Annotated in this window: 21 protein-coding genes; 15 read left to right on the top strand and 6 right to left on the bottom strand. The window is 60.0% G+C overall.

Annotated features, from left to right (window positions below; translation table 11 throughout):
• Positions 1 to 121 precede the first annotated feature (121 nt).
• Entirely contained in the window at positions 122 to 919 is a 798-nt protein-coding gene (fabI, locus tag PHS32_RS22350; protein ID WP_301081639.1) for an enoyl-ACP reductase FabI, read from the bottom strand.
• Between the two features lie 173 nt (positions 920 to 1,092).
• Here fabI and PHS32_RS22345 point away from each other — a divergent pair, with 173 nt between their 5' ends.
• From PHS32_RS22345 to PHS32_RS22300, 10 genes are all read left to right on the top strand, one after another.
• The gene (locus PHS32_RS22345) at positions 1,093 to 3,846 is read left to right on the top strand and encodes a pitrilysin family protein (RefSeq protein WP_301081636.1); all 2,754 of its coding nucleotides are present in this window, start codon (positions 1,093 to 1,095) and stop codon (positions 3,844 to 3,846) included.
• Between the two features lie 126 nt (positions 3,847 to 3,972).
• Positions 3,973 to 4,587 carry a ribosome maturation factor RimP gene (rimP, locus tag PHS32_RS22340; RefSeq protein WP_301081635.1) on the top strand — a complete coding sequence of 205 codons (615 nt, stop codon included), beginning with the start codon at positions 3,973 to 3,975 and terminating at the stop codon, positions 4,585 to 4,587.
• Between the two features lie 22 nt (positions 4,588 to 4,609).
• On the top strand, positions 4,610 to 6,106 hold the full coding sequence (nusA, locus tag PHS32_RS22335; RefSeq protein WP_301081634.1) for a transcription termination factor NusA: 1,497 nt from the start codon (positions 4,610 to 4,612) through the stop codon (positions 6,104 to 6,106).
• A 93-nt stretch (positions 6,107 to 6,199) separates the two neighbouring features.
• The gene (gene infB / locus PHS32_RS22330) at positions 6,200 to 9,136 is read left to right on the top strand and encodes a translation initiation factor IF-2 (protein WP_301081633.1); all 2,937 of its coding nucleotides are present in this window, start codon (positions 6,200 to 6,202) and stop codon (positions 9,134 to 9,136) included.
• A gap of 11 nt (positions 9,137 to 9,147) precedes the next feature.
• Entirely contained in the window at positions 9,148 to 9,828 is a 681-nt protein-coding gene (lepB, locus tag PHS32_RS22325) for a signal peptidase I (protein WP_301081632.1), read from the top strand.
• Between the two features lie 6 nt (positions 9,829 to 9,834).
• Positions 9,835 to 10,209, top strand: a complete 375-nt coding sequence (gene rbfA, locus PHS32_RS22320; RefSeq protein ID WP_301081630.1) for a 30S ribosome-binding factor RbfA — start codon at positions 9,835 to 9,837, stop codon at positions 10,207 to 10,209.
• A 1-nt stretch (position 10,210) separates the two neighbouring features.
• Positions 10,211 to 11,158, top strand: coding sequence for a tRNA pseudouridine(55) synthase TruB (truB, locus tag PHS32_RS22315; protein WP_301081629.1), 948 nt, complete (start codon positions 10,211 to 10,213; stop codon positions 11,156 to 11,158).
• 74 nt (positions 11,159 to 11,232) lie between these two features.
• Positions 11,233 to 13,065 (top strand): translational GTPase TypA, encoded by a 1,833-nt coding sequence (typA, locus tag PHS32_RS22310; RefSeq protein ID WP_301081628.1) that lies wholly within the window; start codon positions 11,233 to 11,235, stop codon positions 13,063 to 13,065.
• 114 nt (positions 13,066 to 13,179) lie between these two features.
• Positions 13,180 to 14,055, top strand: a complete 876-nt coding sequence (locus tag PHS32_RS22305; RefSeq protein WP_301081627.1) for a DMT family transporter — start codon at positions 13,180 to 13,182, stop codon at positions 14,053 to 14,055.
• The gene (locus tag PHS32_RS22300) at positions 14,052 to 15,179 is read left to right on the top strand and encodes an enoyl-CoA hydratase/isomerase family protein (RefSeq protein ID WP_301081625.1); all 1,128 of its coding nucleotides are present in this window, start codon (positions 14,052 to 14,054) and stop codon (positions 15,177 to 15,179) included. Before PHS32_RS22305 ends, PHS32_RS22300 begins: the two co-directional genes overlap by 4 nt.
• A 12-nt stretch (positions 15,180 to 15,191) precedes the next feature.
• On the opposite strand, the gene PHS32_RS22295 is transcribed toward PHS32_RS22300, so the two are convergent.
• From PHS32_RS22295 to smpB, 4 genes are all read right to left on the bottom strand, one after another.
• Complete coding sequence (locus PHS32_RS22295) at positions 15,192 to 16,040, bottom strand: anti-sigma factor (protein WP_301081624.1); 849 nt, start codon at positions 16,038 to 16,040, stop codon at positions 15,192 to 15,194.
• Positions 16,037 to 16,585, bottom strand: a complete 549-nt coding sequence (locus tag PHS32_RS22290) for a sigma-70 family RNA polymerase sigma factor (protein WP_301081622.1) — start codon at positions 16,583 to 16,585, stop codon at positions 16,037 to 16,039. The genes PHS32_RS22295 and PHS32_RS22290 overlap by 4 nt, the downstream gene beginning before the upstream one ends.
• 22 nt (positions 16,586 to 16,607) lie before the next feature.
• Positions 16,608 to 16,922: a hypothetical protein gene (locus PHS32_RS22285; RefSeq protein ID WP_301081637.1), complete on the bottom strand. Its 315-nt coding sequence runs from the start codon at positions 16,920 to 16,922 to the stop codon at positions 16,608 to 16,610.
• A 158-nt stretch (positions 16,923 to 17,080) separates the two neighbouring features.
• Entirely contained in the window at positions 17,081 to 17,554 is a 474-nt protein-coding gene (gene smpB, locus PHS32_RS22280) for an SsrA-binding protein SmpB (RefSeq protein ID WP_301081620.1), read from the bottom strand.
• Positions 17,555 to 17,622: 68 nt separating this feature from the next.
• On the opposite strand from smpB, the gene PHS32_RS22275 reads away from it, so the two are divergent.
• Both PHS32_RS22275 and PHS32_RS22270 read left to right on the top strand, forming a co-directional pair.
• Positions 17,623 to 18,066, top strand: a complete 444-nt coding sequence (locus tag PHS32_RS22275) for a type II toxin-antitoxin system RatA family toxin (protein ID WP_301081618.1) — start codon at positions 17,623 to 17,625, stop codon at positions 18,064 to 18,066.
• Positions 18,056 to 18,403 carry an RnfH family protein gene (locus tag PHS32_RS22270; protein ID WP_301081617.1) on the top strand — a complete coding sequence of 116 codons (348 nt, stop codon included), beginning with the start codon at positions 18,056 to 18,058 and terminating at the stop codon, positions 18,401 to 18,403. The genes PHS32_RS22275 and PHS32_RS22270 overlap by 11 nt, the downstream gene beginning before the upstream one ends.
• Before the next feature lie 5 nt (positions 18,404 to 18,408).
• Here PHS32_RS22270 and PHS32_RS22265 read toward each other — a convergent pair whose 3' ends face one another.
• Positions 18,409 to 18,903 (bottom strand): DUF4124 domain-containing protein, encoded by a 495-nt coding sequence (locus PHS32_RS22265; RefSeq protein WP_301081616.1) that lies wholly within the window; start codon positions 18,901 to 18,903, stop codon positions 18,409 to 18,411.
• Positions 18,904 to 19,042: 139 nt separating this feature from the next.
• On the opposite strand from PHS32_RS22265, the gene guaB reads away from it, so the two are divergent.
• From guaB to PHS32_RS22250, 3 genes are all read left to right on the top strand, one after another.
• A complete protein-coding gene (guaB, locus tag PHS32_RS22260; protein ID WP_301081615.1) occupies positions 19,043 to 20,512 on the top strand; it encodes an IMP dehydrogenase in 1,470 nt (489 codons plus the stop codon).
• Positions 20,513 to 20,535: 23 nt separating this feature from the next.
• Positions 20,536 to 22,146: a glutamine-hydrolyzing GMP synthase gene (gene guaA / locus PHS32_RS22255; protein ID WP_301081614.1), complete on the top strand. Its 1,611-nt coding sequence runs from the start codon at positions 20,536 to 20,538 to the stop codon at positions 22,144 to 22,146.
• A 75-nt stretch (positions 22,147 to 22,221) separates the two neighbouring features.
• Positions 22,222 to 22,487: VOC family protein (locus tag PHS32_RS22250; RefSeq protein ID WP_301081613.1), on the top strand; the 266-nt coding region annotated here is incomplete at its 3' end.

The following is a 22,487-nucleotide window of genomic DNA, read 5'->3' as shown; positions in this document are numbered from 1 at the left end:
GGCTGTGGAGATAAACGGCCACCGAAACGGTGGCACCAAGGGTTGGGGCCGCGTTAGCGACCCCGTTTTGCCGCTTTGAGCGGCTCACAATTTGAAAGCCCCCGGCTTTGCCGGGGGATGGTTACTCGGAATTTGCTGTTTCGACGACGGCTACCGCAGTCTGGCTGACGCCACAGTCCACATAAGTGATTTGGCCGGTCATGCCGGAGGCCAGGTCGCTCAGCAAGAAGGCCGCGACATTGCCGACTTCTTCAATCGTCACGTTGCGTCTGAGCGGCGAGGCGCTGGCCGAAATGGACAGCAGACGCCCGAAATCCTTGATGCCGCTGGCGGCCAGGGTTTTGACGGCACCGGCGCTCAGGCCGTTGACCCGCATGCCGCGCGGGCCGATGGCGTCGGCCAGGTAGCGCACCGAAGATTCCAGCGACGCCTTGGCCAGCCCCATCGTGTTGTAGTTGGGCACCACCCGCACGCCACCCAGATAGGTCAGCGTCAGCAAGGATGATCCTTCATTCAGGTAGGGCAGGGCGGCTTTGGCCATGGCCGGAAAGCTGTAGGCGCTGATGTCATGGGCAATTCTGAAATTTTCGCGGCTCAGCCCATCCAGGAAGTTGCCGGCGATGGCTTCGCGCGGTGCGTAACCAATGCTGTGCACAAAACCATCGAAACTGGGCCAGTGCTGCGCCAGGTCGGTGAACAGTTTTTCAATCTGCGCGTCGTCGCCGACGTCGCAATCAAATACCAGGGAAGAAGCGAAATCGGCCGCGAACTCGGTGATGCGCTCTTTGAAGCGCTCGCCGACGTAGCTGAAAGCCAACTCCGCACCTTGTGCGTGGCAGGCCTGGGCGATGCCATAGGCGATCGAGCGTTTCGACAAAACACCGGTAATCAGTAGTCTCTTTCCCGTCAGGAATCCCATATCGTCCTTTTCAATAATCGTCTGGTGGTGGTTCAAAACGTTCCAGCCGGATGGCTGGCGGTACTGGATACGGAATTGTCGCATGCGAATGGCCTTTTTTAAGGCCCTGGAGAGCGTCAAGAAAAGCTGGCACTCTATGCTAAGGTCGCGGTTTCGCATTTTGGGTGAATATCATGAAACGATGCCTGGCGCTATTGAGTCTTCTTGTTTTGACGGTGACGCTGCACGCGGCACCGGTTGCAGCGGATGGTTTCGTCCATGTCAAAACGGTCGGCAGCATCGACGAATACAGCCTGAAGTCGAATGGACTGCAGGTTCTGCTGCTGCCGGAACACTCCAGCCCGACGCTGACCCTCATGGTCACCTACCGGGTCGGTTCCAAGAATGAGGTCACCGGCACCACGGGTGCCACGCACATTCTGGAGCATCTGATGTTCAAGGGCACCCGCCAGCGTGATCGCAGCAAGGGCAATAACGTCGATCAGTTGCTGGAGCGAACCGGTGCCAGGTACAACGCCACGACCTGGCTGGACCGCACCAACTATTATGAAAACCTGGGGAGCGAGCACCTGGCCTCGGTGCTTGACATGGAAGCCGACCGCATGCGCAACCTGCTGCTGCGCGAGGATGATCGCCGCCCGGAAATGACCGTTGTGCGCAACGAGTTCGAACGCGGCGAGAACTCTCCCATTCAGTCGCTGTACAAGGAGATTTACCAGGCCGCATTCGTGGCCCACCCCTATCACCACAGCACCATCGGACACCGCAGCGACATTGAAAAAGTGTCAATTGAAAAATTGCGCGAGTTCTATGACACTTTTTACTGGCCCGACAACGCAACCGTCTCCATCATTGGCGACTTTCGACCGGCCGAGGCTTTGGCACTGGTCAAAAAATCGTTTGGCGTTTACCCGCACTCACCCAAACCGATTCCCACCGTGTACACCGAAGAGCCGCCGCAAATGGGAGCCCGGCGCGTGACGGTGAAGCGTTCCGGCCAACTGGGCGTGGTCGCCATCGCGCACAAGATTCCGGCCGCCACCCATCCCGACTATGCGGCCGTCACCTTGCTCAGCGCGATTCTGACGGATGGCAAGAACAGCCGTCTGTACAAGGCGCTGACCGACAAGAATCTTTCCACCGGCGTCGAGGCCGATGCCGGATTCAACAGCGACCCCACGCTGCACATCATTTTCGCCCCGCTAGCCCCTGGCGTCAGGCATGAAGAGGTCGAGAAAATCGTCGTGCAGGAAATCGAGAGGTTAAAGAATGAGGGCGTCTCCGAGGGTGAACTGCAGGCTGCCATTGCCAAGACGCTGGCTGACGCCGCCTTCAAACGCGATGGCTCTTTTGCCATTGCCGGCAACCTCAATGAGTGCATTGCCGCGGGCGACTGGTCCCTGTTTTACCGTTTGGACGAGGCGATCCAGAAAGTCACGACGGCCGACATCAAGCGGGTGGCCAATAGTTACCTGAATGAAGATCAAAGTACCAGCGGCTGGTTTGTGCCGACGGTCACGGGCACTGCTGCCAAAGGCGCAGGCGCGGCGGCCAAGCGCTGGCGCGTCGATGGTCCCTACTATTACCGCAGCCCCGGCCTGGACCTTGCCGGTGTGATGAGCGCCCCGTCCACGGCCACGGGCGATGCCATCGCCAGTGGCGGCGCCAGCACGATGGCAGCCAACGCAAAACGCAGCAAGATTGCCGGCATCGACGTCATCGCCTATCCCACCGGCGTGAAAAACGTGGTGACCTTGCGCGCCGTGCTGCCAGCGGGAAGAGCACTGGCCGGTGCCCGCAACCCGAGCATCCCGACACTGACCGGCATGCTGCTTGATCAGGGCACCCGGCAGCAGGATAAATTTGCCATTGCCGAAAAACTCGAAGCGGTGGGTGCCAGCATCGCCTTCAAAGTTGGCAACGACCAACTGGAAATCAGTGCCAAATCATTGAAAAAAGATGTGCCGCTGGTGCTTGCTCTGATCGCCGAACAACTGCGCAGCCCGGCTTTCTCGGCGGAAGAATTTGGCAAGGCGAAGAAGCAGTTTGCCGGCGCTCTCAAGCGCCGCCTTGAAAACACCGATTTCCGTGCCGCCGATGCTTTTTCACGCGCCGTGTACCCGGCCAACCATCCCAACCGCAGCCCTCTGCCGGAGGATTTGCTGGCGGCGATCGAGACCGCCAAACTGGAGGATGTCATTGCCTTCCACAAGGCCAATTACGGACCGGCGCAAATGACCCTGGTGGCGGTTGGCGACCTCGACATGGCGCAACTCGGGGCTGAGGTCGGCAAGTCTTTTTCCGGCTGGCAGGGCGGCGCCCAACTGGTGCGCGTGGCTCCGCTGGCCGCGCCCCTGGAGGCCGTGCAAAGTCAAAATGTTGTCATGGCCGACAAGACCAGTGTCTCGGTGGTGTTGGGCCAAGCCAGCGGCTTGCGCTTCCACGACCCGGATTACCAGGCTTTGCGCGTTGCCACCGCGATTCTGGGCAGCGGTTTTACCGGACGCCTGATGGCCAACGTGCGCGATCGGGAAGGGCTGACTTACGATGTGGGTGCCCGTTTGGCCAATGACACGTTCAATGCCGGCGACTGGAAAATTACCGCCTCCTTTGCACCGGCCCTGCTGGAAAAAGGCCTGGCGTCGACCCGACGTCAGCTTCAGCTCTGGTATGACAATGGTGCCACGCTGGCTGAAATCGAGGCCCGCAAGAGCAATTTGATAGGCTCCTTCAAGGTTGATCTGGCAACCACCGATGGCATGGCGAATACCTTGCTGGCAGCGGTCAATCGGGGCTACGATGTCAGCTGGCTGGATGACTTTCCGCAAAAAGTCAACGCCTTGACCCAGCAGCAGGTCAATGGTGCGATTACCAAGTACCTTAGACCGGACCGCATGGTCCTGATCAAGGCAGGTACAATGCCCTAAAATTTCCTTGAAAATCATGGCGTTTAGCGCGTTTTTGGATATAATCCAAGCTCACGACCAAACGGGCGGGTATCAACCGCCCGTTTTTTTTGGTCGATTGTTTTTGCCTTGCATCTGAACGTACAAGTGGCTCTGAAAGAAATTGTTGAACAAACGGTGGCCGGTCTGGGCTATGAATTGGTGGAAATCGAGCGTTCCGCCGCCGGGCTGCTGCGCGTCACGATAGATCTGCCGTGGACGCCGCCGGCCGAGGCTGGTGGCGCGGATGCGGTGGTGGAGCAATTCGTGACAGTTGAGGATTGCGAGAAGGTGACGCGCCAGTTGCAGTTCGCGCTGGAGGTGGATGGTGTCGAGTACAAGCGGCTTGAGGTTTCCTCGCCGGGCATTGACCGTCCGTTGCGGCACGCAGCGGACTTTGAGCGGTTTGTTGGGCAGGTGATCGATCTGACGCTGAAGGCGCCATTGGGCGTGACGGCGAGTTCGGTCAGCGCCAACCGAAAGAAGTTTCGGGGTACGTTGGAGCGCCGTCAGGCGGATGCGGGTGGGGCTGTCGGCTGGCAGATTGTCTGGCGCGATGAACCGGTGGTCAAACCCGGTCAAAAGGTCAGCAAGAAAAGATTGCCGGCGCCGCTGCAGGCACTGGGGTTCACTCTGGATGAGTTGAAAGAGGCGCGCTTGGCCCCCATCGTCAGCTTCAAGGGACGAGGCACCAGGGGTGCCGCTGAGTCGGATATGGATTGAATTGAAACAGGAGAGTCATGGCATGAATCGCGAAATGTTAATGCTGGTGGAAGCCATCTCACGCGAAAAAAACGTGGAGCGGGATGTGGTGTTTGGCGCGGTCGAGGCAGCGCTGGCGCAAGCGACGAAAAAACTTTACCCGGGCGACGTCGATATCCGCGTTGCGGTCAACCGTGACAGCGGTGTGTACGAGACTTTTCGTCGCTGGCATGTGGTGCCGGACGAGGCCGGCCTGCAGTTGCCCGACCAGGAAATCCTGCTGTTCGAAGCCAAGGAACAGATTCCGGACATCGAGGTTGACGAGTACATCGAAGAAACGGTGGAGTCGGTGCCGATTGGCCGTATCGGTGCGATGGCGGCTAAGCAGGTCATCCTGCAAAAAATTCGCGATGCCGAGCGTGAGATGTTGCTCAACGATTTCATGTCGCGCGGCGACAAGATCTTCGTTGGTACCGTCAAACGCATGGACAAGGGCGACATCATCGTCGAAAGCGGACGGGTCGAAGGCCGACTGCGGCGCAGCGAGATGATCCCGAAGGAGAACCTGCGCATCGGCGACCGGGTTCGCGCCATGATCATGGAGGTTGACCTCACCCTGCGCGGCGCACCCATCATCCTGTCGCGGTCGGCGCCCGAATTCATGATTGAGCTGTTTCGCCAGGAAGTACCGGAAATCGAGCAGGGCTTGCTTGAAATCAAATCCTGCGCGCGTGATGTCGGCTCGCGCGCCAAGATCGCCGTGCTGTCGCACGACAAGCGGGTCGACCCGATTGGCACCTGTGTCGGCGTGCGCGGCACACGGGTCAATGGCGTCACCAATGAATTGGCCGGAGAGCGCGTCGATATCGTGCTGTGGAGCGAAGATCCGGCCCAGTTTGTGATTGGTGCGCTGGCGCCGGCCAATGTTTCAAGCATTGTGGTGGACGAAGAGCGCCACGCCATGGATGTCGTGGTGGATGAGGAAAATCTGGCCATTGCGATCGGACGTGGCGGTCAAAATGTGCGTCTGGCCTCCGAGTTGACCGGCTGGAAGATCAACATCCTGGATGCCGCCGAGTCGGCGCAGAAGCAGGCCAGCGAGACCGACTCGGGTCGCAAGTTGTTCATGGAAAAACTCGATGTCGATGAGGAAATTGCCGATTTGTTGATTGCCGAGGGTTTCACCAGTCTGGAGCAGGTGGCTTACGTGCCGCTGGAAGAGATGCTGGAGATCGAGAGTTTCGATGAGGACACCGTGAACGAATTGCGCACCCGCGCCAAGGATGCGCTGCTGACGATGGAAATCGCGCATGAGGAGAGCGTTCAGGAAGTGTCACTTGAACTGCGCGACCTCGAAGGCCTGACTCTCGAATTGATGACCAAACTGGCCGACAGTGGCATTCACACCCTGGATGACTTTGCCGATCTGGCGGTCGACGAACTTACCGAGATCACGGGTCAGTCGGCGGACGAAGCCAAGACCATGATCATGAAAGCGCGCGAACATTGGTTTGTCAATGATGCCGCTTCGCAAGCATAAAGTAATTGTCATGAATACATGAATACGAGATTTCAGTGATGGCTGACAATTGCCCGCGGGGCTTGTCATGCCGAACTAAAGGTTACACAACAAATGTCCAGTACGACCGTCGCCGAGTTTGCCAGCGAACTCAAAAAATCAACCGCTACGCTGCTTGAGCAGCTTAAATCGGCGGGAGTGACCAAATCGGCCGCTTCCGACAAGCTCGATGATGCCGATAAGCAGCGTCTGTTAACTTATTTGCAGTCCACCCATGGCACTGCCGGCGCCGAGCGCAAGAAGATTACGCTTGTCAAGAAGTCGACCAGCGAGATCAAGCAGGCCGACGCTACCGGCAAGGCGCGCACGATTCAGGTCGAAGTGCGCAAAAAGCGCACGTTTGTACGGCGTGAGGACGGGGTTGACATGCCCCAGGATGCGGTCGAGCCGGAGCGCGAGCTTGAGGCCAAGGCGGCGCGCGACAACGCCGAACTGGCATCGCGCGAGGAAGAGGCTCGCCGTCAGGCCGAGTTGATCCGCCGTCAGGAAGAGGAACTGTCGGAGCGCCGGCGTGAGCGCGAAGCACAGGAACAGCGTTTGCGCGAGGCGGCTGAGCTGGCCGCTGAAAAAGCCGCGCAACAAGAGCTGGCCCAGGCCGCTCTGGAACAAAGCAAGGAAGCAACCGTTTTGCCACAGGCACAGGAAGCCATTGACAAGGCTGCGGCCAAAGTGCTGGAGGCGGCCGAAACGGCCAAGTCAGTAGCCAAAGCACAGGCGCAGGCTCGGGACAAGGCGGCGGCGGACTCGAAAACACGGGCCGCTGAGGATGTGGCACGCGCGGCCGACCTGGGGGATCGCAGACGTCTGGCCGAGGCGGAGGCAGCCGCCATTCGCCAGATGATGTCGGCACCCGCCAAGAAGCCGCCACCGATCAAAAAACCGGAAGAAAGCAAGCCGGCTGTCAAGCCAGGCTCGGCCGAGGCCGCCAAGGCCAGCATCAAAGGTACATTGCATAAACCGGCAGCCGGCGCGGCGCCGGCAAAACCAGCCCGTCCCGGGGCCACCGGAACCCCTGCGGCGAGTGCACCCGGCGGCGGGAAAGAAGTCAAATCGGCCAAACTCTCCAGCAGTTGGGCCGGCGACCCGGGCAAGAAGAAAGCCATCCCGACCCGTGGTGCCACCGGGGCCCCCGGCAGCCGTGGCAACAATTGGCGTGCTGGTCCGCGCGGCAAACGCGGCAGCAACGACAGAGACCGTGATGACAACCGGGCGGTGGCAGCCCCGGTGGAGATGCGCGTCATCGAGGTGCATGTGCCTGAAACCATTACCGTGGCCGAATTGGCGCACAAGATGGCGGTGAAGGCATCCGAGGTCATCAAGCACTTGATGAAACTGGGCCAGATGGTCACCATCAATCAGCCGCTGGACCAGGATACCGCCATGATTCTGGTGGAAGAAATGGGCCACAAGGCAATCGTTGCCGCGCTCGACGATCCGGAAGCATTTACCGACGACGAGGTGTCCCGGCAGCAATCCGAGTCCCTGCCACGGGCCCCGGTGGTGACGGTCATGGGCCACGTGGACCATGGCAAGACATCGCTGCTGGACTATATTCGCCGGGCCAAGGTGGCCTCGGGTGAAGCCGGTGGCATTACCCAGCACATTGGCGCTTACCACGTGGAAACGCCACGTGGCATGATTTCTTTCCTGGATACCCCCGGTCACGAGGCTTTTACCGCCATGCGAGCGCGCGGTGCCCAGGCAACCGACATCGTGATTCTGGTGGTCGCGGCGGACGACGGTGTCATGCCGCAAACCAAGGAGGCGATCAAGCACGCCAGGGCGGCCGGAGTCCCGATCGTGGTGGCGATCAACAAGATCGACAAACCGGATGCCAACCCGGAACGCGTCAAGAACGAACTGGTAGTGGAAGAAGTGGTGCCGGAGGAATTCGGTGGCGATTCGCCCTTTGTGCCGGTATCGGCCAAGACCGGGCAGGGCATTGATGCCTTGCTGGAGCAAGTCTTGTTGCAGGCTGAGGTGCTGGAACTGCGCGCGCCGGTGGATGCCATGGCCAAGGGTCTGGTGATTGAGGCGCAACTCGACCGCGGACGTGGCCCGGTGGCCACTGTCCTGGTGCAATCGGGCACCCTCAAGACCGGCGACGTGGTGTTGGCTGGCTCTACTTATGGGCGGGTGCGCGCCATGCTGGACGAAAACGGCAAGACCATCAAGTCGGCCGGCCCTTCGATCCCGGTGGAAATCCAGGGTTTGACGGAAGTGCCGCAAGCCGGCGACGAATTCATGGTGATGGCGGACGAACGCCGGGCTCGTGAAATTGCCACCTACCGTGCCGGCAAGTTCCGCAACACCAAGTTGGCCAAGCAGCAGGCAGCCAAGCTGGAGAACATGTTCACCGACATGGCGGCCGGCGAAGTCAAGCTGGTGCCCATCATCGTCAAAGCCGATGTGCAGGGTTCGCAGGAAGCGTTGGCGCAGTCGCTGCTCAAGCTCTCCACCGACGAGGTCAAGGTGCAATTGGTTTACGCGGCGGTTGGCGCCATCAGCGAGTCGGATGTGAATCTGGCCATTGCCGCCAAGGCCATCATCATCGGTTTCAATACCCGTGCCGATGCCGGTGCGCGCAAGCTGGCCGAGAACAACGGCATCGATATTCGTTACTACGACATCATCTATGACGCCGTCGACGAACTCAAGCTCGCCATGTCGGGCATGTTGACGCCGGACAAGAAGGAAGAGGTCATTGGTACCGCCGAAATTCGTCAGGTGTTCAAAGTCTCGAAGATCGGCTCGATTGCCGGTTGCATGGTTACCGCGGGCGTGGTCAGGCGTTCTGCCCGTCTTCGTCTGTTGCGCGACAACGTGGTCATCTTCACCGGTGAACTCGACTCGCTCAAGCGTTTCAAGGACGATGCCAAGGAAGTCAAGGAAGGCTTCGATTGCGGCTTGAACATCAGGAACTACAACGACATCCAGGAAGGCGATGTGCTGGAGTTCTTTGAAATTCGCGAAGTGGCCCGGACACTGTGAGAGACGCCGCCATGAACAAGCTCACAGCGCTTTGGCGTGAATACAAGGGTGTCTTGTGCTTCATCGGTCTGATGATGCTGTTCCGCTCCGCCGTGGCGGACTGGAACTACGTCCCATCGTCGTCCATGAATCCCACCCTGGTCGCGGGCGACCGGGTGCTGGTCAACAAGATGGCTTACAGTCTGCGCCTGCCCTTTACCTTGCTTGAAGTGGCGCGCTGGGATGTACCGCATGCTGGCGATGTCATTACCTTTGATTCACCTCGGGACGGCCTTAACCTGATCAAGCGCGTGGTCGCGGTCGGTGGTGATGAGGTTGCGATGCGGGACAACCAATTGATCATCAACGGGCAACCGGTGCCTCGCACGCTGCTGGATCCGGCGCGTGAACTGGAGACTGAGTCGGGCCTGCTGAACGCCCAGATTTGGCGCGAACAGTTGGCTGGGATAGCCATTGACGTCGCCCGCCTGCCGCAGATGAACCACCTCACCCGTTTTGGGCCGGTGCGGGTTCCGGCCGGGAAACTCTTGGTGTTGGGCGACAGTCGGGACAACAGCAACGATTCGCGCTTTATCGGCTTCATCGACATCCAGCGTGTGACCGGCCAGGCGTTTCGGGTCGCCATGTCGCATGACCCGAGCAATCTGTACTTGCCACGCCTGAACCGCTGGTGGTTGCCACTGCACAGTTGACACTCCATGGTCAAGAAAAAATCCTCCACGCCCAACCGCGCCTTCAAGGTGGCCGATCAGATCCAGCGTGATCTGACCGAACTGATCGCGCGCGAGTTGAAGGATCCGCGTGTCGGCATGGTCACGATTCAGTCGGTGGAAGTCACGCCGGACTACGCACATGCCAAGGTCTTTTTCAGTCTGCTGAAGGGGGACACGAAAGAATGCACCGAAGGTTTGAATCAGGCGGCCGGCTTTTTGCGCGCCGGCCTGTTCAAACGGCTGCATATTCATACGGTACCGACACTGCATTTTGTGTTCGACCGCACGACGGAGCGAGCCGCGGACATGAATGCCTTGATTGCGCAGGCGGTCGCCTCGCGTTCCAAAAACGAGGACTAGCATGCTAACTGCGCCGCGTGCACGGGTTGCCAGGCGCCCCGTGCATGGGGTGCTACTGTTGGACAAGCCACTGGGCTGGTCGAGCAATGACGCCTTGCAAAAAGCGAAATGGCTGATGCGCGCGGAAAAAGCCGGCCATACCGGCACGCTGGATCCGCTGGCCACCGGCCTGTTGCCTTTGTGCTTTGGCGCGGCGACGAAATTCAGTCAGCTCCAGCTGGAGGCTGACAAAACGTATGAGGCGCTGGCGCGCCTGGGTGTCAAGACCAGTACCGGGGATGCCGAGGGCGCGGTGATTGACGAGCGAGCGGTGAAGGTGAGTGAAGCAGCTCTGGCCGAAGTGGTGTCGCGGTTTACCGGCGTGATCCGGCAAATACCTCCCATGCACAGCGCCTTGAAGAAGGATGGACGCGCCTTGTACGAATACGCGCGCTCCGGCATCGAACTGGAACGGGATGCCCGCGAGGTGACGATCCAAGAGTTGAAGGCCACTCTGGTGGGCGCGGACAGTCCGCAGCCGACTGTGAAAATGACAGTCAAATGCAGCAAGGGAACCTACATCCGGACGCTGGCCGAGGATATCGGTGATGCCTTGGGCTGTGGCGCGCATCTGACGGCGCTGCGTCGCCTGCAGACCGGTGGCTTCTCGCTGTCCCAGTGCGTGACTCTGGAGGCACTGGAGGCCATGACGGAGGAGCAGCGATTGAGTTGCCTGCTGCCGGTGGAGTCACTGCTTTGCGAGCATGCAGTTGTCACTTTGGACGGCGAGAATGCAGGGCGTTTTCTGAGCGGCTTGCGACGCCGGGGTGGCTGGCCGGATGCCGAGCAAGTGGCCGTTTATGCCGACAAACCGCGTGCCTTGTTGGGCACGGCGCATGTCAAGGGCGGTGAATTGATTCCGACCCGGCTGCTGAGCCCACTTGAGATTGAACAAATAACGAGACTTTGACCCGATTGATGGACCCTTGTGAGACAGACTCAAGCGTAGCGAGCGCTGTCTCCAACCAATTTAGAAAGTGAACCATGAGCCATAAACAAATTCGCAATATCGCCATCATCGCCCACGTCGATCACGGCAAAACCACCATGGTCGATCAATTGCTGCGCCAGTCCGGCACCTTTGCCGAGCACGAGAAGATTGTCGACACCGTGATGGACAACAACGCCATCGAAAAGGAACGTGGCATTACGATTCTTGCCAAGAACTGCGCCGTGACTTGGGAAGGCACGCACATCAACATCGTCGACACCCCCGGCCACGCCGACTTCGGCGGCGAAGTGGAACGTGCCTTGTCCATGGTCGACGGCGTGCTGCTGCTGATTGATGCGCAAGAAGGCCCGATGCCCCAGACCCGCTTTGTGACCAAGAAGGCTCTGGCTCTGGGCTTGAAGCCGATCCTGGTGGTGAACAAGGTGGACAAGCCCGGTGCGCGCCCTCAATGGGTGGTCGACGCCGCCTTCGATCTGTTCGACAAGCTTGGTGCCACGGATGAACAGCTGGATTTCCCCGTGGTCTACGCCTCGGGCATCAACGGTTGGTCGTCGATGGAGGAGGGAGGTCAGGGTGAGCAGTGGGGTCCCGATATGTCGGCCCTGTTCAATACCATTCTCCAGCATGTGCCGCACCAACAGGGTGATCCTGCAGCGCCGCTGCAACTACAGATTTCTGCGCTCGATTTTTCGACCTTTGTGGGCCGGATCGGTGTCGGGCGCATCAGCCAGGGCACGATCAGGCCCATGATGGATGTGGTGGTGATGGAAGGTCCGGATGGCAAGGCCGTCAAAGGCCGTATCAACCAGGTGCTGACTTTTCAGGGTTTGGAGCGCGTGCAGACCACGGACGCCGGCCCAGGCGAAATCGTGCTGATCAACGGCCTTGCCGACATCGGCATTGGCGTGACCATCACCGACCCGGCCAATCCGGCACCGCTGCCCATGCTCAAGGTCGATGAACCGACCCTGACCATGAACTTCTGCGTCAACACCAGTCCGCTGGCCGGCCGTGAGGGCAAGTACGTCACCAGCCGCCAGATTTGGGACCGCCTGCAAAAAGAACTGCAACACAACGTGGCCTTGCGCGTCAAGGAAACCGACGAAGAAGGTATCTTTGAAGTCATGGGTCGCGGTGAATTGCACTTGACCATTTTGCTGGAAAACATGCGCCGCGAAGGTTTTGAGTTGGCAGTAAGCAAGCCGCGCGTCGTGTTCAAGGATGTGAATGGAGAAAAGTATGAGCCCATCGAGTTGGTGACCGCCGACATCGAAGAGCAACACCAGGGCGGTGTGATGCAGGCTTTGGGCGAGCGCAAGGGCGACCTGGTCAACATGGAGCCGGATGGCCGTGGCCGGGTGCGCCTGGAGTACCGCATTCCGGCGCGTGGCCTGATCGGTTTCACCAACGAATTCCTGAACCTGACGCGTGGTACGGGTCTGATCTCCAACATCTTCGACAGCTACGAGCCGCACAAGGGCGACATCGGCGGCCGCAAAAACGGCGTACTGATTTCCATGGACGCTGGTGAAATCTTCACCTACGCGCTGGGCAAGCTGGACGACCGCGGCCGCATGTTCGTCAGGGCCAACGACCCGGTGTACGAAGGCATGATTGTCGGCATTCACAACCGTGACAATGATCTGGTGGTCAACGCCACGCGCACCAAGCAGCTGACCAACTTCCGCGTCAGCGGCAAGGAAGACGCGATCAAGATCACCCCCCCGATCGAATGTACGCTGGAGTACGGCGTGGAGTTCATCGAGGACGACGAGTTGGTCGAAATCACGCCCAAGTCGATCCGTCTGCGCAAGCGCTACCTGTCAGAGCATGAGCGCAAGCGGGCGGGGCGCGGGGCGCTTTGACCAGTTGGAGACAGGGCTTTTTTGCCTGGAACCGTTGAGGACAGAGCCGGCTCGCTGCGCGTAGCGGCGCTCTGTTCCTCAAAAACCCAGGACTCGGCCTGTCCCGTAAATCTCATGAAGCTCAGTCACAACCGGGCAGTTCTTTTGATGATCGCGGTGACCCTGATGTGGTCGATCGCCGGTGTGGTGACGCGTCATCTGGAACATACCCGCAGTTTCGAGGTGAACTTCTGGCGCAGTTTTTTCACCGTGTTGTCGCTGTTGGTCATCCTGCCCTTGTTTCAGGGCCGCGATGTTTTTCAGCGGATGCGGGGTGGTGGACGAACCCTGTGGATATCGGGCCTTTGCTGGTGCGGCATGTTCACTTTTTTCATGGTCGCCATCACGCTCACCAGTGTCGCCAACGTACTGGTCACAATGGCCATCAGTCCGCTGCTGACAGCCTTGGCGGCGCGCATTTTTATTGGACACCGGATCGCCGGTCGAACCTGGCTGGCGATCGTGGTGGCGGGCTGCGGCATCGCCTATATGTATGGCAGTCAGATCAGTCAGGGTGTCAGCCTGCTGGGTACCCTGGTGGCTTTGTGCGTTCCGATCTCCGGCGCCGCCAACTGGACGGTGACCCAGAACGCGCACGCCAAGGGGACCGATGTCGATCTGATACCGGCGGTGTTGATCGGTGCCGTCCTCTCTTCCCTGCTGACCCTGCCACTGGCCATTCCGTTTCAAGCCTCCGGTCATGACCTGCTTCTGCTGGCGCTCCTGGGTTTGGTCCAATTGGCCATCCCGTCGTCGCTGGCGGTGCTGTGCGCCAGCGTGTTGAAAGCACCGGAGGTTTCGCTGCTGGGGTTGCTGGAAGTGATTTTTGGTATTCTGCTGGCCTGGGTCGGTGCCAATGAGGTCCCGACCGTCAATGTGCTGCTAGGGGGATCGCTGGTGATTGGTGCCTTGTTCGTCAACGAATTGATCGGCTGGAGAAGCAGAAGATGAGTAGCGGTAGCATTCTTCCGATCCAAGTGGAGCCGGATGTCCTGAGCGAGGTTCACGGGCATGTCGGACTTATCACGTTGAACCGGCCAAAAGCCCTGAATGCCCTGTCGCTCGCCATGATTCGCGCCCTCAGCGTGTGCCTGCTGGCCTGGCGCGACAATCCGCAGGTGAAAGCGGTGGCGATTCGCGGCAGCGGCAAGAGCGGGCCCTTCGGGGCTTTTTGTGCCGGCGGTGACATCCGTTTTTTCCATCAGGCTGCAATCACCGGTGATGCGCAACTGGAAGCCTTCTTCACGGAAGAGTACCGCCTCAACCATTTGATCCACACTTATCCCAAGCCCTATATCGCCTTCATGGACGGCATCGTCATGGGCGGCGGCATGGGCATCAGTCAGGGGGCCAATATTCGCATCGTCACCGAGCGCACCCGGATGGCCATGCCGGAGACCAATATCGGGCTGTTTCCGGACGTGGGGGGTGGCTATTTCCTGAGCCGCTGCCCGGGTCACAGCGGCGAGTGGCTGGCCTTGACCGGCGATACGATAGGAGCCGGGCAGGCGCTGGAGCTTGGTTTGGCGGACAGCTGCTTCGATGTCGCCAGACTGGCCTCGGCCTGGGATGCCTTGGCCAGCACGGACTTCGATCGAGCCGGCGCCATGGAGCAATGGCTGGCGCTGTTTTCTGTGACCGTGCCCGTCAATTCCATGGTCGACACGGCCCAGATCGATGCCTATTTTTCGCATCCCACGGTGTCTGCCATCGTCCACGCGCTGGAGGCGGCGGGAGGGGGCTGGGCACAACACACGGCAGCCACTCTGCGGCGGCGCTCGCCATTGATGTTGCACGTGGTGCTGGCCCAGATTCGCCGCGCCCGCGGCATGTCGCTGGCCGATGATCTGCGCATGGAGCGGGATATGGTGCATCACTGTTTTCATCCCCGCCATCTCAAGCGCAGCGATAGTCAAAGCGAGACCGTGGAGGGGATTCGCGCGCTGGCAGTGGACAAGGACAATGCACCGCGTTGGAACCCAAACCGCGTCGAAGAGGTTACTGCCGGCATGACGGCGCCTTTCTTCAGCAGTCCGTGGACGCCACAGACCCATCCGCTGCGCGATCTGAGTTGAGTCGAACCAGCATCAAAGCTGGCCGTAGACGGCTTGCGCCAGTTTCATCAGGCTGTCGCGTGGCACCGGGCCGGCAAGAGCGTAGCCGAAGCCCTGGTCGGTCCAGTAAAAACTCGAAATTGCACCTTCGGTGGCAAAGTTGAAACCGGTCTGGGCTGCGTCAATCCCCTTGGCAGCCTTGTCTACCGCCCCGAGATAAAGCGTGATGCGCCCGCCGGAGTCGTTCTGGAACATGAACTGGGCCCTGGCCCCTGCCTCACCGGGCAACAGGCGCCCACCCATCAACTGGTAACCCTGGGCGCTCAAATCAGGAACTTTGAGCGGTTTGCCGAGCCGCTTGGACAACCATTGAACCAGGTGTTGCTGCTCCGCGGCGGCGACCTCCACCGGATGCCGCACCTCCGGGGCATAGACGGCATGCGCGAGGCTGGCCTGGCGTGCGAAATCCTGGCCTGCCCGGGCTTTGATCAGCGCCGCCGTGGGCGCTTGGGCTTGCCATTGAGTGTGCCAGGCGGCGCTGGAGAGCCAGCCCGTGCCAAAAGTCAACAACACTGCGGCGGCGATCCCGCCCCGTTGCCACCAGGGATTGCTTTCCTGTAGCGAGGCCGCGGAGTGCCGTGCCGCTGCGATCAAGGTTGCAGGAATCGCCTCGTTCAGGACTTGTTGATGCAAGCTTTTCAAGGCCTTGCGCTGTTGCTGCCATTGCGCCACGCTGGCTTGCGCGACCGGGTCATGCGCCAGCCGCGCCTGCAGCCGTGCAAGTTCTGCCACTGTCAGTTGCGCATCCACCAGTGCGTGGATTTCATCTTCTGTCAGGGGCTCGGAGGGGCGGCTGTCCATGCGGTCTTTCCAATCACTCATTTCAGACGCCGAAGCGGAACGACCACGGTGCTGGATGTGTCGCTGGTCGCCATCTGCTCGGCGCCGCGGGCCGGTGCGTCCAGCAGGGCTTGCAGGCGGCGGCGCGCGCGCGACAGACGTGACATCACGGTGCCAATCGGAACTCCTGTTACCCTGGCCACTTGGGCATAGCTCATGTCCTCCAGGCTGACCAGAAGCAGGACTTCCCGCTGGTCCGCCGGCAGGCACAACAGGCAACGCTGTAAATCGAGTGCCGCTCCCAGGTTGACGTCGGGTGCCACCAACTCTTGCGCCAACTCTTCGATATCGACGCTGCCGCTGCCGGCTTGTCTGAAGGAGCGGCGCACCTGATTGGCAAACAGGTTGTGCATCAGCGTGAACAACCAGGCTCGCAGGTCGGACCCGGCAGCCCACAAACGCCACTTGCTGCAAGCCCGTTCCAGCGTATCCTGCACCAGATCATCGGAGGACCAACTGTCGCCGGTCAGGGCTCGCGCATAACGGCGCAGTGCCGGAATTTGGTCGACGATGGGGTGCTTGGTCATCTGTCCGGCAAGGTTTTGTGAGCTATGGTTTGGCGGTCTGCCAGACCTTGTTGAAGTCGTCCCCTGTTTTATCGCCGGGCCGGCTGTCCTTGACCCAGTAATACAGGGGCTTGCCCTTGATCGCCCATTGTCTTGCGCCGTCGTCGCGGGTGATGATGGTGTAGTCGCCCGATGCCTTGTCGGCTTCGGCCGCCATCAGGGGCGGCCAGTTGGCGGCACAGGGGCCGTTGCACACCGATTTGCCAGTACCGCTGGGGTCTTTGTCAAAGGTATAAAGAGTCATGCCGGTGGGGCCCACCAGCAGGCCGTCGGACACCTTGGCGGGAGCGGCATACATGGATGCGCAGCCCCCCAGAAGGATCAGTGTGGTAGACAGGGCAAGGGTGGCACGGGCGTTAGGTTTCATGCGGAACTCCTGGGTTGATGGTTGCAAACAAGCATTTGCAATCAGATAAACACCCGCTGCCCACCGTTTATTCCCAGCGGGGTAAAAGATTAACGCTGGCGGCTTTTCATCGCCCGTTCCACCTCGCGCTTGCCCTCGCGGTCCTTGATGGTGTCACGTTTATCGTGCTCGGCCTTGCCTTTGGCCAGGGCAACCTCGCATTTGATCTTGCCGCCCTTCCAGTGCAGGTTGAGCGGCACCAGTGTGTAGCCTTTTTGTTCCACCTTGCCGATCAACCGTTTGATCTCTTCCTTGTGCATCAGGAGCTTTCGGGTGCGCTGCTTGTCCGGGCTGATGTGGGTGGAAGCAGTGCCCAGAGGATTGATCTGCAGGCCGATGACGAACAACTCGCCGTTGCGAATGACGACGTAGCCATCGGTCAACTGGACCTTGCCCTCGCGCAGCGATTTGACCTCCCAGCCTTCCAGCACCAAACCCGCCTCGAAGCGTTCTTCAAAGAAATAGTTGTAGGCGGCCTTTTTGTTGTCGGCAATGCGGGCGGCGGTTTCAGGTTTTTTGGCCATGGGGTCAATCTGGGGTTGTCAGTCGTGCGTACAAGGCTTGTCTACAATCCCGCGCAGGCCTCCATTCTATGAAAACCGTAACCAAGTCAGTCCTTATCTGGTACAGCGCGTCCGAGATGTATGTTCTTGTCACCGACGTTGACCGATACCCCGAGTTCTTGCCCTGGTGTGACCGGGCTCGGGTGGTCAGCGCGGACGAGAACGGAATGACGGCGGAAATCGGCATTTCCTTCAGCGGCATCCGCCAGACATTCAGCACCCGCAACGAGCATGTACTGAATCGTCAGGTCGCCATAAAATTGGTCAACGGCCCTTTTTCAAGACTTGACGGCGAGTGGAATTTCCTCCCGATTGGCGATGGTTCGCAGCGCGCCTGCCGGGTGGAACTGACGCTCAATTATGGTTTTGACAACGCGGCGCTCAGCCGCATCGTTGGCCCGGTGTTTGACAAGATTGCTGCCAGCATGGTGGACGCTTTCGTCAAACGTGCCGGTCAAGTGTATGGCGGGTGACAAGCGCATTCCGATCACCGTGCTGTATTCGCCCAAGCCGCGTGAAGTGCGAGAAGTCAGTCTGCGGCTGGAGCCCGGTTGCACGGTTCTGGAAGCTTTGCAAGCCAGTGGCTTTTTGCAGCTTTTCCCCGCGCTTGACCCGCAGACCATGGCCGTAGGTGTTTGGGGCCGCAAAGCCAGCCTGCGCCAGGCCTTGCGGGAAATGGACCGTGTCGAAATCTACCGAGAGCTCAGCGTCGACCCGAAAGTGGCGCGGCGCGAGCGCTTTGTCAAGCAGGGCGCGCGGACAGCTGGACTGTTTGCGAAAAAACGTCCGGGCGCCAAGGCCGGCTATTGAACTGGCTATTGGCAATCGGAATCGATGACCGACTGAATGCGTGCCAACTCGGCGGCACGGGTGGTGGCATTCAGAACCTCGGGTTCGCCTTTGTCGTTGGGCCGGGCGATCTGGCGGCCGGAATCAAAGCTCGCTTTGGCCCGTTTGGCACGCGCACAATTCTCCGCCTTCATCTTCTGAATTTTCTCTTCTTCAGTCCTGCGTTTGTCAAACTCAGCCTCTTCGACCTTTTTTTTCTTGTCGGCCAGTTCCTTGTCGACCCCGCTGGGCCGGGGTGCGCTGGCGCCACTGGTGGGCCGCGCTGGTGCCAGCGCAAGAGACGGTCGCTCCAGAATGTCTTTTTCAGGAATTTCGGGGGGCGGAGCCCGGTCGCTAAATACCTTGCGACCGTCCTTGTCCAACCACTGCCAATGCGCCGCTTCCTGCCACTTCGACTGCGCTGCCGCGCTCAGCGTCAGCAGGCAAATGACAGCCACAAAAAAAAGCCGGAATCGATTCATGCGGCAAGTTTAGCGTGCAGAGGGCCGGGCTGCCAAGAAGGTAAAACCTTTGGACGGTTCCAGGTGTCTGTTTATCGCCAAGCGGCACTGACCTGATTGCCGTGAGGTAGCTACAATCTGCCATTTGGAGCTTAAGAACATGCGCCTTATTGGCAAAGCGCTCACCTTCGACGATGTCTTGTTGGTCCCAGCGTTCTCCCAGGTCCTGCCCAAGGACACCTCTCTTGCAACCCGTTTCTCCCGCAACATTGCCCTGAATCTACCCCTGGTGTCGGCGGCCATGGACACCGTCACCGAAGCCCGCCTGGCGATTGCCATCGCGCAGGAGGGGGGTATCGGCATCGTCCACAAAAACATGACGGCCCAGGAGCAGGCGGCCCAGGTTGCCAAGGTCAAACGCTACGAGTCGGGTGTCTTGCGCGATCCGGTCGTGATCACGCCCCAACACACCGTGCGCCAGGTCATCAACCTGTCGGAGCAACTGGGTGTGTCAGGTTTTCCGGTCTGCGATGGCGGCAAGGTGGTGGGTCTGGTCACCGGGCGTGACCTGCGCTTTGAGACCCGTTATGACCTGCCGGTCAGCCATATCATGACGCAGCGCGACAAACTGGTGACCGTGCCCGACGGGACCACGCTGGAACAAGCCAAGGTGCTGTTGAATCAATACAAAATAGAGCGTCTGCTGGTGGTCAACGAGGCCTTTGAACTCAAGGGTCTGATCACTGTCAAGGACATTACCAAGCAAACAAGCTTTCCCAATGCGGCGCGCGATGCGCAAGGCAAACTGCGCGTTGGCGCCGCCGTCGGCGTCGGCGAGGGGACCGAAGCGCGGGTCGAGGCCTTGGTGCATGCCGGAGTCGACGCGATCGTGGTCGACACCGCGCACGGCCACAGTCAGGGCGTGATAGAGCGGGTGCGTTGGGTCAAGCAAAACTACCCGCAGGTCGATGTGATCGGCGGCAATATCGCCACCGGCGCGGCCGCGCTGGCATTGGCCGAGGCCGGCGCCGATGCGGTCAAGGTCGGTATTGGTCCCGGTTCCATCTGTACCACCCGCATTGTGGCTGGCGTTGGCGTGCCCCAGATCATGGCGATCGACAGTGTCGCCACGGCGCTCAAGGGCAGCGGCATTCCGTTGATTGCCGACGGTGGCATCCGTTACAGTGGCGACATTTCCAAAGCCCTGGCGGCCGGAGCCAGTTCCGTGATGATGGGCAGCATGTTTGCCGGCACCGAAGAAGCGCCCGGTGAAGTGATCCTGTTTCAGGGCCGCAGCTACAAGAGCTATCGCGGCATGGGCAGTATTGGCGCCATGCAGCAAGGCAGTGCCGACCGCTATTTTCAGGAATCGACCACCGGCAACCCGAATGCCGACAAGCTGGTGCCCGAAGGTATTGAAGGACGCGTTCCCTACAAGGGCTCCATGGTGGCGATCGTGTTCCAAATGACCGGCGGCGTGCGCGCCAGCATGGGTTATTGCGGTTGCGCCACGATTGAAGAACTGCAGAACCGGGCTGAGTTTGTCGAGATCACCACCGCCGGCATTCGTGAAAGCCATGTCCATGACGTGCAAATCACCAAGGAAGCGCCGAATTACCGTTCTGAATAATTGTGGGACAGACTTAACTAAAAATGCACCAGAAAATTCTCATCCTCGACTTTGGCTCGCAAGTTACGCAACTGATCGCCCGGCGCATCCGCGAAGCGCATGTTTTTTGCGAAGTTCACCCTTGCGACGTGACGAATGAATGGGTCCGCGCCTATGCCCGGGACGGCAAGCTCAAGGGCATCATCCTGTCGGGCAGCCACGCCAGCACCTATGAAGAGCACGACTTGCGGGCGCCGCAGGCAGTTTACGAACTTGGCATACCGGTGTTGGGCATCTGTTACGGCATGTTCACGATGGCGGTGCAACTGGGCGGACTGGTCGCGGCCAGCCACAAGCGCGAGTTCGGCCACGCCGATGTGCGTGCCCATGGCCACACCCAGTTGCTCGAAGGTATTCAGGATTACGCCAGCCCGATGGGCCACGGCATGCTGCAGGTCTGGATGAGCCATGGCGACAAGGTCACCGAGCTGCCGCACGGTTTCAAGCTGATGGCCAGCACCGACAGTTGTCCGATTGCCGGCATGGCCGACGAAGAGCGCCGCTTTTATGGCGTGCAGTTTCACCCGGAGGTCACGCACACCAAGCGCGGCGCGGCGATTCTGGAACGCTTCGTGCTGGATATTTGCGCGGCCCGTCCGGACTGGATCATGGGCGACTACATCAGCGAGGCGGTGGAGCAAATCCGCGCCCAGGTTGGCACAGAAGAGGTGATTCTGGGCCTGTCCGGCGGTGTCGACTCATCGGTCGCCGCGGCACTGATTCACCGTGCCATCGGCGACCAGCTTACTTGCGTGTTTGTCGATCACGGTTTGTTGCGCCTGAACGAGGGCGATCTGGTGATGGAGATGTTTGTCGGCAAGCTGCACGCCAAGGTAATTCGGGTCGATGCTGCCGATCAGTTTTTGGGCCAGCTGGCGGGCGTCAGCGACCCCGAGGCCAAGCGCAAGATCATCGGCCGCGAATTCGTGGAAGTGTTCAAGGCCGAGGCCGGCAAGCTCAAGAGCGATCATTCGCGCCATGTCGCCTGGTTGGCGCAGGGCACCATCTATCCGGATGTCATCGAGTCGGGCGGCGCCAAGACCAAGAAGGCCGTCACCATCAAGAGCCACCACAATGTCGGCGGTTTGCCGGAGCAACTGGGCCTGAAATTGCTGGAGCCCTTGCGCGAGCTGTTCAAGGACGAAGTGCGCGAGCTGGGCGTGGCGCTGGGCCTGCACTACCACATGGTGTACCGGCACCCGTTCCCGGGGCCCGGCCTGGGGGTCCGGATTCTGGGTGAAGTGAAAAAGGAATACGCCGATCTGCTGCGCCGGGCCGACGCCATCTTCATCGAGGAACTGCGCAATTTCGTCGACGAGGCCAGTGGGAAAAGCTGGTACGACCTGACCAGTCAGGCCTTCACCGTGTTCTTGCCGGTCAAGAGCGTGGGTGTGATGGGTGACGGCCGTACCTACGATTACGTGGTGGCGCTGCGCGCCGTGCAGACCAGCGATTTCATGACCGCCGACTGGGCCGAGTTGCCTTATGCGCTGCTGAAGAAGGTGTCGAGCCGCATCATCAACGAGGTGCGTGGCATCAACCGCGTCACCTATGATGTATCCAGCAAGCCACCGGCCACCATCGAGTGGGAATGACGAGGTCGGCGCCATGCCGGCCGTTTGATTGCGTTTGCGACGGGTCAATTTTCAACCTGCACCAAAGGAGCTTCCATGATCGGTTACACCTGTGTCGGCACCAACGATTTGCCGCGTGCAACGGCGTTTTACGACGATTTGCTGGGCCTGCTGCCGGCCAAGCGTTGCTTCGAGTCGGATCGCGGTATCGGTTGGGGTACAGCACCCGACCAGCCCATGTTCAGCGTCATGAAGCCCTTTGACGGCCAACCGGCCTGCGTTGGCAACGGCACCATGATTGCTCTGGCCGTCAGGGACGCGGCCCAGGTGGACGCCCTGCATGCCAAGGCACTGGCACTTGG

This window comes from Rhodoferax sp. (assembly GCF_028714215.1).
Classification (GTDB): domain Bacteria; phylum Pseudomonadota; class Gammaproteobacteria; order Burkholderiales; family Burkholderiaceae_C; genus Rhodoferax.
The sequence above is the reverse complement of the archived record's forward strand: the minus strand, read 5'-3'. Positions and strand labels throughout refer to the sequence as shown.